12 protein-coding genes and 1 pseudogene are annotated in these 15,834 nt (G+C 75.7%); 9 read left to right on the plus strand and 4 right to left on the minus strand.

Going from position 1 to position 15,834, the window contains the following annotated elements:
- Window positions 1–55 precede the first annotated feature (55 nt).
- From ACFYXU_RS07270 to ACFYXU_RS07280, 3 genes are all read left to right on the plus strand, one after another.
- Window positions 56–2,122 (plus strand): SpoIIE family protein phosphatase, encoded by a 2,067-nt coding sequence (locus ACFYXU_RS07270; RefSeq protein WP_361399761.1) that lies wholly within the window; start codon window positions 56–58, stop codon window positions 2,120–2,122.
- A complete protein-coding gene (locus ACFYXU_RS07275; RefSeq protein ID WP_376508780.1) occupies window positions 2,119–4,890 on the plus strand; it encodes a SpoIIE family protein phosphatase in 2,772 nt (923 codons plus the stop codon). Before ACFYXU_RS07270 ends, ACFYXU_RS07275 begins: the two co-directional genes overlap by 4 nt.
- Window positions 4,891–5,057: 167 nt before the next feature.
- Entirely contained in the window at window positions 5,058–6,260 is a 1,203-nt protein-coding gene (locus ACFYXU_RS07280) for an amidohydrolase (RefSeq protein WP_389456806.1), read from the plus strand.
- A gap of 140 nt (window positions 6,261–6,400) precedes the next feature.
- Here the strand turns inward: ACFYXU_RS07280 and ACFYXU_RS07285 are convergent, their stop codons facing one another.
- A complete protein-coding gene (locus ACFYXU_RS07285) occupies window positions 6,401–7,870 on the minus strand; it encodes an APC family permease (protein WP_376508776.1) in 1,470 nt (489 codons plus the stop codon).
- Window positions 7,867–9,174, minus strand: a complete 1,308-nt coding sequence (locus tag ACFYXU_RS07290; protein ID WP_389456808.1) for an amidohydrolase — start codon at window positions 9,172–9,174, stop codon at window positions 7,867–7,869. Before ACFYXU_RS07290 ends, ACFYXU_RS07285 begins: the two co-directional genes overlap by 4 nt.
- Window positions 9,175–9,392: 218 nt before the next feature.
- Between ACFYXU_RS07290 and ACFYXU_RS07295 the strand changes: the two genes are divergently transcribed.
- On the plus strand, window positions 9,393–10,088 hold the full coding sequence (locus ACFYXU_RS07295) for a GntR family transcriptional regulator (RefSeq protein WP_376508772.1): 696 nt from the start codon (window positions 9,393–9,395) through the stop codon (window positions 10,086–10,088).
- 51 nt (window positions 10,089–10,139) lie between these two features.
- Entirely contained in the window at window positions 10,140–10,880 is a 741-nt protein-coding gene (locus ACFYXU_RS07300; protein ID WP_389456809.1) for a hypothetical protein, read from the plus strand.
- On the opposite strand, the gene ACFYXU_RS07305 is transcribed toward ACFYXU_RS07300, so the two are convergent.
- The gene (locus ACFYXU_RS07305; protein ID WP_389456811.1) at window positions 10,877–11,113 is read right to left on the minus strand and encodes a hypothetical protein; all 237 of its coding nucleotides are present in this window, start codon (window positions 11,111–11,113) and stop codon (window positions 10,877–10,879) included. The two genes, ACFYXU_RS07300 and ACFYXU_RS07305, sit on opposite strands and share 4 nt — an antisense overlap.
- Window positions 11,114–11,226: 113 nt before the next feature.
- Here ACFYXU_RS07305 and ACFYXU_RS07310 point away from each other — a divergent pair.
- Together ACFYXU_RS07310 and ACFYXU_RS07315 are read left to right on the plus strand one after the other, a co-directional pair.
- Window positions 11,227–12,027 (plus strand): annotated as a pseudogene (locus ACFYXU_RS07310) (NAD-dependent epimerase/dehydratase family protein); the annotation flags it as partial.
- A gap of 86 nt (window positions 12,028–12,113) precedes the next feature.
- On the plus strand, window positions 12,114–12,869 hold the full coding sequence (locus tag ACFYXU_RS07315) for an SDR family oxidoreductase (RefSeq protein WP_389456813.1): 756 nt from the start codon (window positions 12,114–12,116) through the stop codon (window positions 12,867–12,869).
- A gap of 328 nt (window positions 12,870–13,197) precedes the next feature.
- On the opposite strand, the gene ACFYXU_RS07320 is transcribed toward ACFYXU_RS07315, so the two are convergent.
- On the minus strand, window positions 13,198–14,136 hold the full coding sequence (locus tag ACFYXU_RS07320) for an AraC family transcriptional regulator (protein ID WP_376508765.1): 939 nt from the start codon (window positions 14,134–14,136) through the stop codon (window positions 13,198–13,200).
- Between the two features lie 121 nt (window positions 14,137–14,257).
- Between ACFYXU_RS07320 and ACFYXU_RS07325 the strand changes: the two genes are divergently transcribed.
- Window positions 14,258–14,497, plus strand: coding sequence for a hypothetical protein (locus ACFYXU_RS07325; protein WP_329856465.1), 240 nt, complete (start codon window positions 14,258–14,260; stop codon window positions 14,495–14,497).
- Between the two features lie 36 nt (window positions 14,498–14,533).
- Window positions 14,534–15,778 carry a TerD family protein gene (locus ACFYXU_RS07330; RefSeq protein ID WP_376508763.1) on the plus strand — a complete coding sequence of 415 codons (1,245 nt, stop codon included), beginning with the start codon at window positions 14,534–14,536 and terminating at the stop codon, window positions 15,776–15,778.
- Window positions 15,779–15,834: the final 56 nt, after the last annotated feature.

Genomic DNA, 15,834 nt, shown 5'->3' on the forward strand with positions numbered 1-15,834 from the left:
GGCGGGGCGACCCGTCGGCGGGGAGCATGGAGGGAGGCGGCGGGAGGAGGGAAGTGTGACGGCCGGTTCCTTCCCGGGGACAGCGGGGCGGGTCGGTGTGCCCCTCGACGGCAAGGGGCTCCTCGACGTGCTCGGGGTCGCCGCCGTCGTCGTCGACGGCCGGGGCCGCATCGTCCTGTGGAGCCCGCAGGCCGAGACGCTCTTCGGCTTCCGCGCCGACGAGGCCCTCGGCCAGTACGTGGCCCGGCTGATCGTCGGCGCGGACCACCGGGAGGAGGCCATGCGCCTCTTCGGCGAGGTGCTGCGCGGCGGCCCGTCCTGGGCGGGCACCTTCCCCGTACGGCACAAGGACGGCTCGGTCCGGCGGGTGGAGTTCCGCAACATGCGGCTCACCGACGACCTGGGCGACCTGTACGCCCTGGGCATCGCCGCCGACGCCGCCGCCGTCGAGCGGATCGAGACCGAGCTCGCGCTCTCCGACCGGCTGGTGTCCCAGTCGCCGATCGGCCTCGCCGTCCTGGACACCGAGCTGCGCTACGTCCTGGTGAACCCCGCCCTGGAGCGGATCAACGGGCTCCCGGCCGCGGAGCACCTCGGACGGCGGATCGGCGACATGCTTCCGCAGGTCGACGCCGAGGCCCTGGAGGAGGCGCTGCGCGGGGTGCTGGCCACGGGCACGCCCCTGCTCGACCACGCGACGGCGGGCCGGACCCCGGCGGACCCGGAGCACGAGCACACCTGGTCGCTCTCCTTCTACCGCCTGGAGGGGCCCGACGGCCGGGTCCAGGGCGTCGCGGCCTCGGTGATCGACGTGACCGAGCGGCACCGGGCGGACGCGGACGCCGACCGCTCCCGGCGACGGCTCGCGCTGATCGCGGACGCCTCGGCACGGGTGGGCACCACCCTGGAGGTGGAGCGGACGGCCGACGAGCTGGCCTCGGTGGTGGTGCCGGAGCTCGCGGACATCGCGGCCGTCGACGTCCTGGACTCCGTCCTGGCGCTGCGCAGGCCCGGCGCGCCCGAGGAGGGGCCCGAGCTCTTCCGGGCGCTCGCCGTGAAGGCCGAGGGCCGCACGGAGGCCCTGCCGGCGGCGGACCCGCCCGGCGAGGTCGCGATGTACGGGGCGGACCGGCTCGTCACCCGCTGCGTGCACACCGGGCTGCCGGTCCTGGTGGAGCACGTGGGGCCGGGCGACCTGTCGCGGATCGCCCGGAGCCCGGAGGCCGCCGAGCTGCTCGCCCGGGCCGGGGTGCACTCGTACCTGGCGGTGCCGCTGATCGCGCGCGGCGAGGTGCTGGGCGCGCTCGACCTCAAGCGCGACCGGAACGCGCTGCCCTTCGACGGGGACGACGTCCTGCTCGCGACGGAGCTGGCGGCCCGGGCGGCCGTCAGCATCGACAACGCCCGCTGGTACCAGAGCGTGCGGAACTCGGCGGTGACGCTCCAGCGCAGCCTGCTGCCGGGGGATCCTCCGGAGCGGGCGGGTCTGGAGGTGGCCGCCCGCTACCAGCCGGCGCACGCGTCGAGCGAGGTCGGCGGTGACTGGTACGACGTGATCGCCCTGCCCGACGACAAGACGGCGCTGGTCGTCGGGGACGTGATGGGCAGCGGGATCGACGCGGCGGCGACGATGGGCCGGCTGCGGACGGCGACCTGCGCCTTCGCCGACCTCGATCTCTCCCCGGCCCAGGTGCTGCGGCACCTGGACCGGATCACGGCGGGCCTGGAGCACTACATCGCGACCTGCCTCTTCGCCGTGCACGACCCGGTGCGCCAGCGGTGCCGGATCGCGAACGCGGGCCACCTGCCGCCGGTGCGGGTCCCGGCGGACGGGCCGGCCGAGCTGGTGCGGCTCTCCACGGGGGTGCCGCTGGGCGTCGGCGGAGCGGGCTTCCGGACGACCCGGGTGGCGTTCCGGCCCGGGGACCTGCTCGTGCTCTACACCGACGGCCTGATCGAGACCCGCACGGATTCGATCGACGACCGGCTCGCCCTGCTCGTACGGCTCCTGGACGAGACGCGCGGCCCGCTGGAGGAGACCTGCGACCGGCTGCTCCGGGCCCTGCGCCGGCCGGGCGCGCCCGACGACGTGGCACTCCTCATCGCCCGGAGCACGGGATGACCCGGGTCCGCCGGCCGGGGCGGGGCACGGGCGACGAGCGCGGTACGGGGCTGCGGAGCGTCGCCGGGCAGGTGTTCGCCCTGGAGGCGCTGATCGCGCTGCTGGTGATCGCGGCGGCCGTGATCGTGACGTTCTACCAGGCGCGCGGCGACACCGAGCGGGACGCCCGCGTCCGGTCGCTGGCGGTGGCCGAGGCCTTCGCGCACGCGCCGGGCATCGACGCCGCGCTGGGCTCGCCCGATCCGACGGCGCAGTTGCAGAGCCGGGCGGAGGCGACCCGGAAGGCGACGGGCGTGGACTTCCTCTCGGTCCTGAGCCCCACGGGGGTGCGGTACACCGACTCGGACCCGGCGCTGATCGGGCAGAAGGCGACCGGTGACCTGTCGAAGGCGGAGGTGGACAAGGAGGCGTTCACGGAGCTGTTCCGCGGCGCGCCGAACGACGCGGTACGGGCCGTGGTCCCGGTCCTGGGCGACCGGGGGCAGCTGCTCGGCATGATCAGCAGCGGCATCGAGGTGGAGAGCATCTCGCACGCGGTGCAGGGACGGCTGCCGCTGCTCGTCGGCGTGGCGGGCGGCGCGCTCGCGGCGGCCGTGGGCGGGGCGGCGCTGGTGAGCCGGCGGCTGCGGCGGCAGACGCACGGGCTCGGGCCGGCGGAGATGACCCGGATGAAGGAGCACCACGAGGCGGTGCTGCACGCGGTGCGGGAGGGCGTCCTGATCGTGGGCCCCGACCACCGGCTGCTGCTCGCCAACGACGAGGCGCGCCGGCTGCTCGGCCTGACGGCGGACGCGGAGCGGCGGCACGTGGCCGAGCTCGGCCTCGATCCCCGGACGGTCGAGCTCCTGGAGTCGGGGCGGTCGGCGACCGACGAGGTGCACCGGGCGGGCGACCGGCTGCTCGCGGTGAGCGTGCGGCCCACCCTGCCGCACGGCTCGGAGTCGGGCTGCGTGATGACGATGCGGGACACCACCGAGCTGGCGGCGGTGACCGGGCGGGCGGCGGTGGCGCGCGGCCGGCTCCAGCTGCTGTACGAGGCGGGGGTCCGGATCGGGACGACGCTGGAGGTCGTACGGACGGCGGAGGAGCTGGCGGAGGTGGCGGTCCCCCGGTTCGCGGACTTCGCGACGGTGGAGCTGCTCGAACCGGTGCTGCGCGGGGAGGAGCCGCCGGAGGCCGGCGGCTCGTCCACGTCCACGGAGATGCGGCGCACCGCGCTGAGCGGGCTGCGCCCCGACCAGCCGCTCCAGTCGGTCGGGGACACCATCCACTTCGACGTGACGAGCACCCCGATGGCGAGTGCCCTGCACGCGGGGCACGCGGTGGTGCAGGCGGAGCTGGCCGCCGCGGAGGGCTGGCGGGCGCAGGATCCGGAGGGGGCGGCGCAGGCCCTCGCGTACGGGATGCACTCGCTGCTCACGGTGCCGCTGCTGGCCCGCGGGGTGGTCCTGGGGATGGCCAACTTCTGGCGTGCGGACACCCCGGAGCCGTTCGGGGACGAGGACCTGTCGTTCGCGGAGGAGCTGGCGGCGCGGGCGGCGGTGGCCATCGACAACGCGCGCCGGTTCACCCGGGAGCACGCGATGGCGGTGACGCTCCAGCGGAGCCTGCTGCCGAGGGTGCTGCCCGATCAGAGCGCGGTGGAGGTGTCGTACCGCTACCTTCCGGCGAAGGCCGGGGTGGGCGGCGACTGGTTCGACGTGATCCCGCTGCCGGGGGCGCGGGTGGCGCTGGTGGTCGGGGACGTGGTGGGGCACGGGCTGCACGCGGCGGCGACGATGGGGCGGCTGCGGACGGCGGTGCACAACTTCTCGACCCTGGACGTGCCGCCGGACGAACTCCTGGGCCATCTGGACGAGCTGACGGGCCGGATCGAGGACCGGGAGTCGGAGGGGACGGACGGCGAGGGGCGGCGGCGGGACGAGGGCATCACGGGCGCGACCTGCCTGTACGCGATCTACGACCCGGCGTCCGGGCACTGCACGCTGGCGAGCGCGGGGCATCCCGGGCCGGCGCTGGTGAGTCCGGACGGGCGGGTCGAGTTCCCCGAGCTGTCGCCGGGCCTCCCGCTGGGCCTGGGCCTGGGGGACGCCCCGTTCGAGTCGACGGAGCTGATCCTGCCGGAGGGCAGCAAGCTGGTGCTGTTCACGGACGGGCTCCTGGAGGACCACGGGCGGGACATGGACACCGGGCTCGGGCTGCTGCGCTCGACGCTGGCCCGGCCGGACCGGAACCCCGAGCAGACCTGCGCGGACGTCCTCGCGACGCTGCTCTCGCCGACTCCGCGCGACGACATCGCGCTGCTCGTGGCCCGGACCCGGCTGCTCGACCGGGAGCGGATCGCCGAGTGGGAGGTGCCCCGGGACCCGTCGGCGGTGTCGCCGGTGCGGAACGCGGCGGCGGCGAAGCTGTCGGAGTGGGGGCTCGACGGGCTCGCGTTCACCGCGGAGCTGATCCTGAGCGAGCTGATCACGAACGCGGTGCGGTACGGGGCGGACCCGGTGCGCGTGCGCCTGCTCCACGACCGGACGCTGATCTGCGAGGTCTCGGACGGCAGCAGCACCTCCCCGCACCTGCGGCACGCGGCGACGACGGACGAGGGCGGGCGCGGGCTCTATCTGGTCGCCCAGTACGCGGAGCGGTGGGGCACGCGGTACGCCCGGCGGGGCAAGACGATCTGGGCGGAGCTGCGGGTGAGCGGGGACGGCTCCGAACCGGTGGCGATGGTCGTCCCGGACCTGGACGCGCTGGAGGACCTGGCGTGGTGAGGGGACCGGCGGGGTGAGGGGCCCGCTGTGGTGACGGGCTCGGCGGGGTGAGGGGCCCGGTGTGGTGAGGGGCCCGCTGTGGTGAGGGGCCCGGCGGGGTACCGGGCGCGTGGTATACCAAATGGAGTGTCACCCGCCCTGCCCGAGACCACCTCCGAGGAGACCCCGTGACCCCGCCGCCCCGCACCGCCACCCTCTTCCACGACGTCCGGCCCTTCGGCGGACCGTCCCGCGACCTGGTCGCCGTGGACGGGGTGCTCGTCGACGGCGTCCCGGAGGGCGCCCTCGTCGAGCGGGTCGACGGCGGCGGCCGGCTCGCGCTGCCGACCCTGGTCGACGCGCACATCCACCCCGACAAGACCTCCTGGGGCGAGCCCTGGCACAGCCGCCGGCCCGCGCACGGCATCGGCGAGTACGTCGCCGGTGACGTGGAGCTGGCCCGCGCCCTGCCGACCCCGGTGGCCGAGCGGGCGCTGCGGCTGATGTCGCACGCCGCCGCCCTGGGGACGCGGGCGATGCGGGCCCACGCGGACGTGGCCCCGGCCTACGGGCTCGCCGGGATCGAGGGCGTCGCCGAGGCGGCCCGGAGGCTGGCCGGGATCGTGGACGTGGAGCTCGTCGCCTTCCCGCAGCACGGGGTGGTCCGGACGCCGGGCGTCGCCGGACTGCTCGCGGAGGCCGCCGCGAGCGGGCTCGTCACCCACATCGGCGGCATCGACCCGGCCGGCTTCGACGCGGACGGCGACGAGGACGGCGACCAGCTCGGCACGGTGTTCGGGCTCGCCGAGAAGCACGGTCTCGGGCTCGACATCCACCTCCACGACCGGGGCGAGCAGGGACTCGCGCCGCTGCGGGACATCGCCGCCCGCACCCGGGCCCTCGGCCTCCAGGGGCGGGTGAGCGTGGCGCACGCCTTCGCGGTCGCCGGGCTCTCCGGCGCGGAGCTCGACGCGACGGCCGAACTGCTCGCGGAGGCGGGGGTCGCGCTCACCACGGTGGCGCTGTCGGTGACCACGATCCTGCCCTTCCGGCGGCTCGCCGAGCGCGGGGTGACGGTCGGCCTCGGCTCGGACGGGGTCCGGGACAGTTGGAGCCCCTTCGGGAACGCGGACATGCTGCACCGCTCCTGGCTCGCCGCCTGGGCCCTGGACGCACGGCTCGACGAGGAGCTCGAAGGCTGCTTCCGGCTGGCCGCCGACGGGGGCGCGGACCTGCTCGGTCTGGAGCGGGCGGACCTGCGGCCCGGCTCCCCCGCCGATTTCATGCTCGTCGACGGCGAGTGCCTGCCGCAGGTGGTGGTGGACCTGCCCCGCCGCGACGTCGTGGTCCGCGCGGGCCGGGTGGTGGCGCGCGACGGCCGCCTGGTGTGACGGACGCCCGGGGCGGGGCCGGGGCGCCCCGCACGTACAGGACAGGTGTCAGCCCGTCGCCCGGTGCGTACGGGAGCGGGCGACGGGCCGCCGACCGCTGCGTACGAGGGCGGCCCCGGCCCCGTACGCCCCCCTCTCCCTCAGTCCCGCTCCACGTCCACCGTCGTGAGCGAGGCGTACCGCGCGGGGTCCGTGCGCCGGATGCGGAGGGCCACGAGAAGGCCGGCCGCCAGGACCACGGGCAGGGGCACCAGGAGCGCCGTGTTCACGCCGCCGGTGCGGCCGGTGAGCAGGTCGAAGTGGACCACCGCGAGCACGGTGAGCAGGGCGAGGCCGGCGCAGGAGATGAGCGGCGCCCAGACGACCCGGGCGGCCGAGAGGCCCATCCGGTCGCGCCGGAAGTAGGCCCAGACGGCGAGCGCGGCCAGGGCCTGCATGCCCATGATGCCGAGGACGCCGACGCTGTTGGTCCACAGGAAGACCTCGCCGTACGGGTCGGCGGCGAGGAGCGCCCCGGCGGCGACGACCGCCAGGTTGAAGCCGGTCTGGGCGACGACGGCGCCGCCGGGCGAGCCGTGCTTCCCGGAGACCGCGCCGAGGCGGCGGGGCAGCAGGCCCTCGCGGCCGAGCGCGTACAGGTAGCGGGCCCCGGCGTTGTGGAAGGCGAGCGTGGCGGCGAAGGCGCTGACGACGATGAGCCCGTGCATGGCGTCCGCGAGCCAGGGTCCCGCGTACAGCTCGGCGGCCCGGAAGGTGAGCTCGGGTCCGTCGGCGGCGCGGGCCAGCCGCACGGCCTCGTCGGTGCCGAAGGCACCCATGATCAGCCAGCAGCCGAGCGCGTAGAAGACGGCGAGGAAGCCGATCGCGATGAAGGTGGCCCGGGGGACGGTCCGGCGCGGCTCGCGCACCTCCTCGGCGAAGATCGCGGTGGCCTCGAAGCCGGTGAAGGCGCCGATGACCAGCACGAACATGCCCGCGGCACCGCCGGCGGCGAGCGTGGAGGGGGCGAAGGACGCGGTGTCGAGGGCGGCGGTGCCGCGCTCGCCGAGGATGCCGCCGTCCATGACGACGAGCGAGAGGACCTCCAGGACCAGGGCGACGCCGAGGACCTTGGCGCTGAGCGTGACCTTCAGCCAGCCGAGGACGCCGACGGCGAGGACGCAGAGCCCGGAGAGCGGCCACCACGGCACGTCGGCTCCGGTGGCGTCGCGGATCGATCCGGCGGCGAAGTAGCCGAAGGCGGCGGCGACGCCGGGGGTGACGAGGTTGTACGAGACGACGGCGACGTAGGCGGTGCCGACGCCGAGGGTGCGGCCGAGGCCGCGGGCGACGTACGCGTAGAAGGCCCCGGCGTTGCGCACGTGGAGGCTCATCGCGGTGAACCCGGCGGCGAAGAGGGCGAGCAGGGCGCCGGAGACGAGGTAGGCGAGCGGGGCGCCGGGGCCGCCGATGCCGATGGCGAAGGGGGCGACGCCCGCGAGGACGGTGAGCGGGGCGGCGGCGGCCACGACGAAGAAGACGAGGTCGAAGGTGCCGATCCGGCCGGCGGCGAGTTTCCCCGCCGTCTCCGGGGCGGGCGGAGCCGTACGGGGGGTGGTGTCGGCGGTCACGCGGCTCCTCCGGCGGACGGGACGAGCACGGGGTAGGTGTCGTCGTCGAAGGGGCCGACGACCTGGCCGGCGTGCAGCACCAGCAGGCGTCGGGGGTGGGCGGCGACGGCCTCGGGCACGGATCCGGCGGCGACCGCGACGAGGTCGGCGCGGGCGCCGGGGGCGATGCCGTGGTCGGCGAGGCCGAGCGCGGCGGCGGCCTCGCCGGTGACGAGGGAGGCGGCGACGGACAGCTCGGCGTCGGTCATGAGCCCGGTCCTGAGACCGATGATCGTGGCGCGTTCGAGCATGTCGGCGGTGCCGTAGGGCCACCAGGTGTCGCGAATGTTGTCGGAGCCCGCGAACACCCGGACGCCGTGCTCACGCAGCCGGAGGACGGGCGGTACGGGGCCGCTCGGGCCGTTGGTCATGATCGCGACCCCGGCGGCGGCCAGGGCCGTACAGGTGCGGTCGAGTTCGGCGTCGTCGACGTCGCCCAGGGCGTAGGCGTGGCTGACGGCGACCCGGCCGCCGAGGCCGAGGGCGGCGGTCCGGGCGGCGATGTCCCGCAGCTGGGCGGTGCCGGTCGGGCCGCCGTCGTGGAGGTGCAGGTCGATGCCCTTGCCGTGGCGTTCGGCGAGCCCGAAGACGATGTCGAGCTGGCCGGCCGCGTCGCCGTCGAAGCCCACCGGGTCGAGGCCGCCGACGAGGTCGGCGCCGTCGGCGAGTGCGGCGTCGAGGAGGTCGGCGACGCCGGGTGCGGAGACGACCCCGGACTGCGGGAAGGCGACGAGCTGGATGCCGAGCCGGTCGCGGAACGCCTCGCGGACGCCGAGGAGGGCGTGCAGGTGGTCGAGGCCGGTGTCGGGGTCGACGTCCACGTGGGAGCGGACGTGTCCGGTGCCGAGGGAGACCATCCGGCGGGCGAGGGCGGCGGCCCGCTCGGCGACGGGCACCTCCTCGGTGCGGCGGGAGGCCCGCTCGGCCTCGATCTGCTCGTGCAGCGTGGCGGTGGCCCGGTGCGGGCGCCAGGGGGCGCCGAGGAGGGTCTTGTCGAGGTGGGCGTGGCCGTCGACGAGGGCGGGGAGCAGCAGCGCGCCGCCGAGGTGGAGGGCGCCGGGCGGGGCCGGGCGGGCCGGGTCGTGCGCATCGACGGCGCTCACCCGGCCGTCGTGGAGGTGGACGTCGGCGGTGCGGCCGTCGGGGAGGGTCGCCCGGAGGAGGACGGTGGGACCGGGCCCGGCGGTCCCGGGCAGGGCGGGGGTCCCGGGGAGGGCGGTACCGGGGAGGGCGGTGGGGGCGGGCGGGGCGGATGCCTCGCGCATGGTGTCTCCTTCGCGACGGACGGACGGACGGGTGGGTGGACGGACGGGTGACGGGGGCAGGGGCGCGCGCCGGGATCCCCTGGTGACCGCGGTGTGGCGCAAAGGTAATTGGTATACCGAATACCAGGCAATGCCTGGAGGGCCCTCAGTTCGGGGCGCGTCCGAACCCGTCTGCGAAGATCGGGTCACCACCGCCCCCGCCGACTGGAGCCCGCCCGATGACCACCCCCCGCCCCGCCGGCCGCAGCACCGCCATCGGGGACACCCATCCGTCCCTGCGCGAGCGGGTGTACGTCGAGCTGCGCGAGCGGATCATCGAGGGCGACTACCCGGCGGGGCTGCGGCTCGTGGAGCGCGAGATCGCCGACGAGCTGCGGGTCTCCCGGGTGCCGGTGCGCGAGGCGATGCAGCGTCTGGAGTCGGAGGGCTTCCTCTCCGTGCAGCCCCGGCGCGGGTCGGTGGTGGCGGAGTTCGGGCCGGAGGACGCCGCGTACCTCTTCGACGTGCGCGAGAACCTGGAGGGCCTGGCGGCGCGGCTCGCCGCCCGGCACGCGAGCGCCGACCGGCTGCGGGACCTGGAGCGGCTCCTCGCGCGGGCGCGGAAGGCCGCCGAGTCGGGGCGGCTGCGCGAGGCGGTCTCGCTGAACGCCGACTTCCACCGCAGGATCGTCGAGTTCTCCGGGAACCCGCTCCTGGTGGATCTGATGGCCCCGCTCGACTCCCGGCTCCGCCGCCTCTTCCGGCTCACCTCGGCGCAGTCCGACGGCGAGCCCATGTGCGGGGCGCACGAGCGGCTCTTCGAGGCGCTCCGGGACCGGGACGAGGACGGCGCCGAGGCCCTGGCCCGCGCCCACGTCGCCGACACCCGCACCTCGACCCTGCGCCTGCTGGCGGAGCTGCCGGAGACCGTCTGAGGCGGCACCGGACGGCGCGGACGGGCCCGGGTCACCCGTTAGGGTGCCGGGATGACGGACGCGGGGGCGCACGGCGGTTACCGGACGGGCGGACTGTGGGTCGGGGCGGGGGTCGCCTTCGCCGTGGTGCTGCTCGGCTCGGCGGCCGCGCTGCTGGGCATGCTGGAGTACGACGAGCGGTGCATGCAGGGGCTGGTACGGGGGCCGGGCGAGCTGCGGCAGACCCGGAACCAGGCGTTCCCCCCTGCCACCGTCTGCGTGTTCGAGCGGGGTGAGGTCTCGTCGCTCGACGGCTGGCCGGTCCTCGCGGCGCTGCTGTGGGCGGCCCTGACGGTGCTCGTCCTCTGCCTGCTCACGGCGCTGGTCGCGGAGTGGTGCGTACCGCGCCCCGGACCCCGGTGGGTGGCGCCGATGACCCGGGCCGAGAAGCTGAGCCGGACGGGCACGGCGCTGTTCGTGACCGGCTCGGTCTTCCTGATGCTGTACGCGGCGGCCGGCTGGAAGCTGCTCGCGGGCCCGTCGTCGGCCTGCGTCAGGGGCGGGGACTGGGGCCACCACCCGCCGAGCACGCCGGCGTACTCCTTCTTCCCGCCGCAGGCCACCTGTCAGTTCGCGAGCGGCGCGACCTCCCGGCTCAACCCCGACGCGCTGGTGTCGCTGACGGGCTGGGCCGCCGTCCCGGCGCTGCTCGCGGGAATCGGCTTCGCGCTCGCGTGGCGGCGTCGGCGCGAGGAACGGCGGACGGCACACCCGGAGCCCGGGTCCCCGGCGGCGCCCCGGCCGGTCGACTAGCCGGTCCGCCCGCGAGGCGGTCCGCACGAGCGCTTCTCCGCGCGGAGGACGCGGCCGTGGTCGAGGAGGCGGAGGAGCGCGTCGACGTGCTCGGGGGCGGGCCCGCTCGGCGGCGGCCGCACCGCGCCGACGCCGGTCCCGCCCGCGCGGACGGCCGCCCTGACCAGCGAGACGGCGCGTCCCCGGCCCTGGGCGCGGAGTTCGACGAGGGGCGGTGGAAGCCGTCGGCGCAAGGCGATTGCGGCATCCGGGCAAGGATCTTGACGCTCCGTCGGACGTCTCCCTAGCGTGTCCACCCTTGTGAACCACACTCAGGTGCCTGGCACTCGACGGAGGAGACCGCCCCATGTCCGGACCCCGCACCGTCCTGCTCACCGGAGCCGCCGGAGGCGTCGGCACGCTGATGCGGGAGCTGCTGCCCCCGTACGGCTACGCGCTGCGGCTCCTGGACGCCGCCCCGGTGCCGGGCGCCCCGGACGCGATCGTCGCCGACCTCGCGGACCGCGCGGCGCTGCGCGAGGCGGTCCGGGGCGTCGACGCGGTCGTCCACCTGGCCGGCATCGCCCTGGAGGCCGACTTCGAGGACATCCTCGTCGCCAACATCGCCGGCACGCACCACCTCTACGAGGCCGTCCGCGAGGAGGGGGTCCGCCGGGTGGTCTTCGCCTCCAGCAACCACGCCGTCGGCTTCACCCGGCGCCCGCGCGAGGGCGAGCCGCCGATCCCGGTCGGCACCCCGCACCGGCCCGACACCTTCTACGGCCTCTCCAAGTGCTTCGGCGAGGACCTGGCCCAGCTCTACTGGGACCTGCACGGGATCGAGACGGTCTCCCTCCGCATCGGCTCCTGCTACCCGGAGCCCACCACGGTGCGGATGCTGTCGCTCTGGCTCAGCCCCGGAGACTGCGCCCGCCTGCTGCACGCCGCGCTCGGCGCCGAGGACGTCGCCCACACGGTCGTGTACGGCTCGTCCGCCAACACGCGCGCGTACTGGGACCTCTCCGCGGCCGAAGCCCTCGGCTACGCGCCCCGCGACGACTCCGAGCCGTACGCGGAGCGGCTGATCGCCGCACAGGGCCTCCCGCCGGAGGGCAGCGCCGACGACCTCTACCTGGGCGGCGGCTTCTGCGAGGACCCGCCCCGGTGGGAGCGCCGGCCGCACCCGGCCCGCACCCGCCCGCCGCACCCCGGCACCGGCACCGGCACCGGCACCGGCACCGAACAGAACACCCCATGACCCGTCCGGTCGCCCTCGTCACCGGTGTCGGCCGCACGGTCGGCATCGGCGCCGGCATCGCCCGCCGCCTCGCGGAGTCGGGGTGGGACATCGCGTTCACCTGCTGGACCCCCTACGACCTGCGCATGGAGTGGGGGGTCGAGCAGGGCGCGACCGAGGCGATCCTCGGGGACCTCGCCGCGCGGGGCGCGGCCGCCCTGGCCGTCGAGGCGGACCTCGCCGATCCGGAGGCGCCCGGGCGCGTCTTCGACGCGGTCGCGGAGCGGTACGGCCGCCCGGTCACGGCACTCGTCCTGTGCCACTGCGAGTCGGTCGACTCGGGCCTGCTCGACACGACGGTCGAGAGCTTCGACCGGCACTTCGCCGTCAACACGCGCGCGTCCTGGCTCCTGATCCGGGAGTTCGGCCGCCGCTTCACCGGCGCTCCGGGCACCGGCCGCATCGTCGCCCTGACCAGCGACCACACCGTCGGGAACCTCCCGTACGGGGCGAGCAAGGGAGCGCTCGACCGGATCACCCTGGCCGCGGCGCGGGAGCTGGCGCACCTCGGGGTCACCGCCAACGCCGTCGACCCGGGCCCGGTGGACACCGGCTGGATGACGGAGGGACTGCGGCGGGAGATGGTCCGGCAGACCCCGCTCGGCCGCCTCGGCACCCCCCGGGACACCGCGCACCTGGTGGGCTTCCTCTGCTCCCCCGAGGGCCAGTGGGTCAACGGACAGCTGCTGATGAGCAACGGCGGGCTGGCGTGAGCGAGGAGGTACGCAGGACCCGGCCGGACTGATACGGGGGAGCCGGCCGGGGCCCGGGTCGCGACGCGCGCCTCGGCGCATCCGACCAGCTCACCGTAGGCGCGACCGAAGATCATCGCGAGCCGCGGAACGCGACAGCTGTCCGGATTGCGCGGTGGGTTGGCGCAAAGAAGCACGCGCCCTCCCTCGGCCGCGCCCGGACAGCTCGCAGCCGGTCGTCCGGTGCGCCCGGACAGCTCGCGGCCCCCCGTCGTCCGCTGCGCCCGGAAGCCCCGCCGCCCCCTTCCGCGCCCGCCCTCCGGTCCGCCCGAACGGCCCGAAGCCCCCGTCAACGGCCCGTCCGGAGGGTCCGTGAGGGCGACTCGCCGAACCGCTCCCGGTAGCGCGCCGCGAACCGGCCCTGGTGGGCGAAGCCCCAGCGCCAGGCCACCTCGCTGACGCTCACCTCGTCCGGCGCGGCCGCCCGCAGCTCCTCGCGGACCCGGTCGAGGCGGACCTCCCGCACGTACGCCATCGGCGACATCCCCACGTACTCCCGGAAGGACTCCTGGAGGCGGCGCACGCTCACCCGGGCCAGCGCGGCGAGTTCGGTGGTCGTGAACGGGTGCTCCGGGCGCTCCCGCACCGCGTCCATCACGCGCTTGACCGGGGCCGGGCGGCGCGCCTCCCCCGGGTGCGCGAGCGCCTCGCGCCAGGGGTGCTCGGCGGCCAGCAGCAGCCCGTTCAGGAGCGCCTCCTGGAGCGGTCGGGCGACCAGCTCGTGTGTGGCGAGGCCCTCCCCCGCCAGGGCCTCGGCGGCGACCTGGCGGGCGAAGCGCACCCAGCTCAGGCCGGGGCCGCGCGTGATGTCGAGCAGGGGCGCGAGGACGAGCGGACCGCGCGGCGGCCGGCCCGTGAGCTGTTCCAGGCGGTCGCGCAGCGCGGCCGCCCCGACCTTCACGGACAGGGTCCGGCAGTCCCCGCTCCAGCGGTCGAGGAAGGTGTCCCCCACCGGGTCGAGGAGCAGTGCCTCCGCTGGCGTCGCGGTGATCCGGGGGCCGCCGGCCTGGCGCATCTCCATCGTCCCGGTCAGCGGCGCGTTCAGGTGGTACGCGCCGAGCTCGCCGAAGCTCATCCGCACGTCGGCGCCGCAGCTGAGGTCGCCGATCACCAGCGGCCCGAGCGCCACGGTGTCGAAGCGGGCCGCGAAGGGGCGCCGCTCCCGGTCGACGACGGCCATGCGGTTCGCGTAATAGCGCACGTCGAGCTCCTCGCGCGCCTCGTCCACGTCACCCGTCCGGAACGAGCTCCCGCCCACAGCACCCGCGCCACGCGCGGCCCCCACACTCCCCATGGACCGAAAGAATATTCATATGACGGATCTGACCGGGAACGGCAGGATGCGCGGCATGCCACGACCTCAGGGATTCGCCTACGAGCAGCGCCGCGACGGCTCCGTCGTCCTCACCCACCGGGGCCGCGCCGCGGGCGTGCTCCGCGGCGGTCGCGCCGCGAAGTTCCTGGCCGAGGTGGAGGCGGGCGACGCCCAGCTGGTCATGGCCCGGTGGACGGGCGCGTACCGCTTCGGCAACGAACGCCAGGCCAGGGAGCATCCGCGTAACCGGTCCGGCCGAACCGGGCGCGGGTAAGGGAACGGCAAAGGGACCCGGATCGTTAGCCCTGGCATGACCGCTATGACCCCCGGCTCGAACATCCCTCTCACCACCACGCGCGTGGCGGTGGACGTCGCCGCCCCCGTGCGGCTCGACGTCTCGGGCCTGCTGCTCGGCGCCGACGGCAAGGTGCGCTCGGACGACGACTTCATCTTCTACAACCAGCCGGCCGGGCCCGGTGTCACCTACCGCTCCGGCGGCGGGGCCGCGCCCGACGCGATCCAGGTGGACACCGGCGCCCTGCCCGCCGGCATCGAGAGGATCGTCGTCACCGCGAGCCCGGACGCCGCGGGCCAGACCTTCCAGGGCATCGAGCCCACGGCCACCATCCGGAACGCGGACGACGGCACGGTGATCGCCACGTTCACGCCGCCCCGGCTCGCCACCGAGACGGCCCTGGTGGTCGTGGAGATCTACCAGCGCAACGGCGCGTGGAAGGCCCGCGCGGTGGGCCAGGGGTACGCGAACGGGCTCGCCGGCATCGCGACCGACTTCGGCGTCTCGGTGGACGACGAGCCCGCCGCCGCCCAGGCCCCCGCGCCCGCCGCCCCCGCACCCGTCGCCCAGGCCCCGGCCGCCCCGCCGGTGCCGCCCGCGCCGCCCGTCGCCCCCGTGGACCCGCGCGTCGCCGCCCCGGCCCCGCCGGCCGCGCCCCCGGCCGCCGCCCCCGCGTCCACCGGCAAGATCAACCTGGACAAGGGCCGGGTCAGCCTCCAGAAGAACCAGACCGTGTCCCTCGTCAAGGGCGGCCGGCCGCTGCTCTCCCAGGTGCGGATGGGCCTCGGCTGGGAGCCCGCCTACCGGGGCAAGGACATCGACCTGGACGCCTCCGTCATCGCGTACGGCCCCCAGCGCAACCACCTGGACAGCTGCTACTTCGGCAAGCTGACCATCCTCGGCGGCTCGGTCAAGCACTCCGGCGACAACCTCACCGGTGAGGGCGCGGGCGACGACGAGGTCATCACGGTCGACCTGGGCCGTCTCCCGGCCGACGCCACCGGCCTGGTCTTCACCGTCAACTCCTTCTCCGGGCAGAAGTTCACCGAGGTCGCCAAGGCCTACTGCCGGCTGATCGACGCGGCGACGGGCGAGGAGCTGGTGCGCTTCGACCTGACGTCCGCCGAGCCGCAGACCGGCGTGATGATGGCCAAGCTGATCAAGCAGTTCTCCGGCGAGTGGGAGATGACGGCCATGGGCGAGTTCGTGAAGTCGCGGACCGTCCGGGGCATGGTGAAGCCGGCCGCCCAGGCGCTGTAGGACCCGCGCGGAGCAGCGCGCTGTGGGCCGCCTCGCGGCCCCGGCGCGCCGTCCAC

Origin of the sequence: Streptomyces sp. NPDC002232, assembly GCF_042890295.1 — a bacterium.
GTDB lineage: Bacteria > Actinomycetota > Actinomycetes > Streptomycetales > Streptomycetaceae > Streptomyces.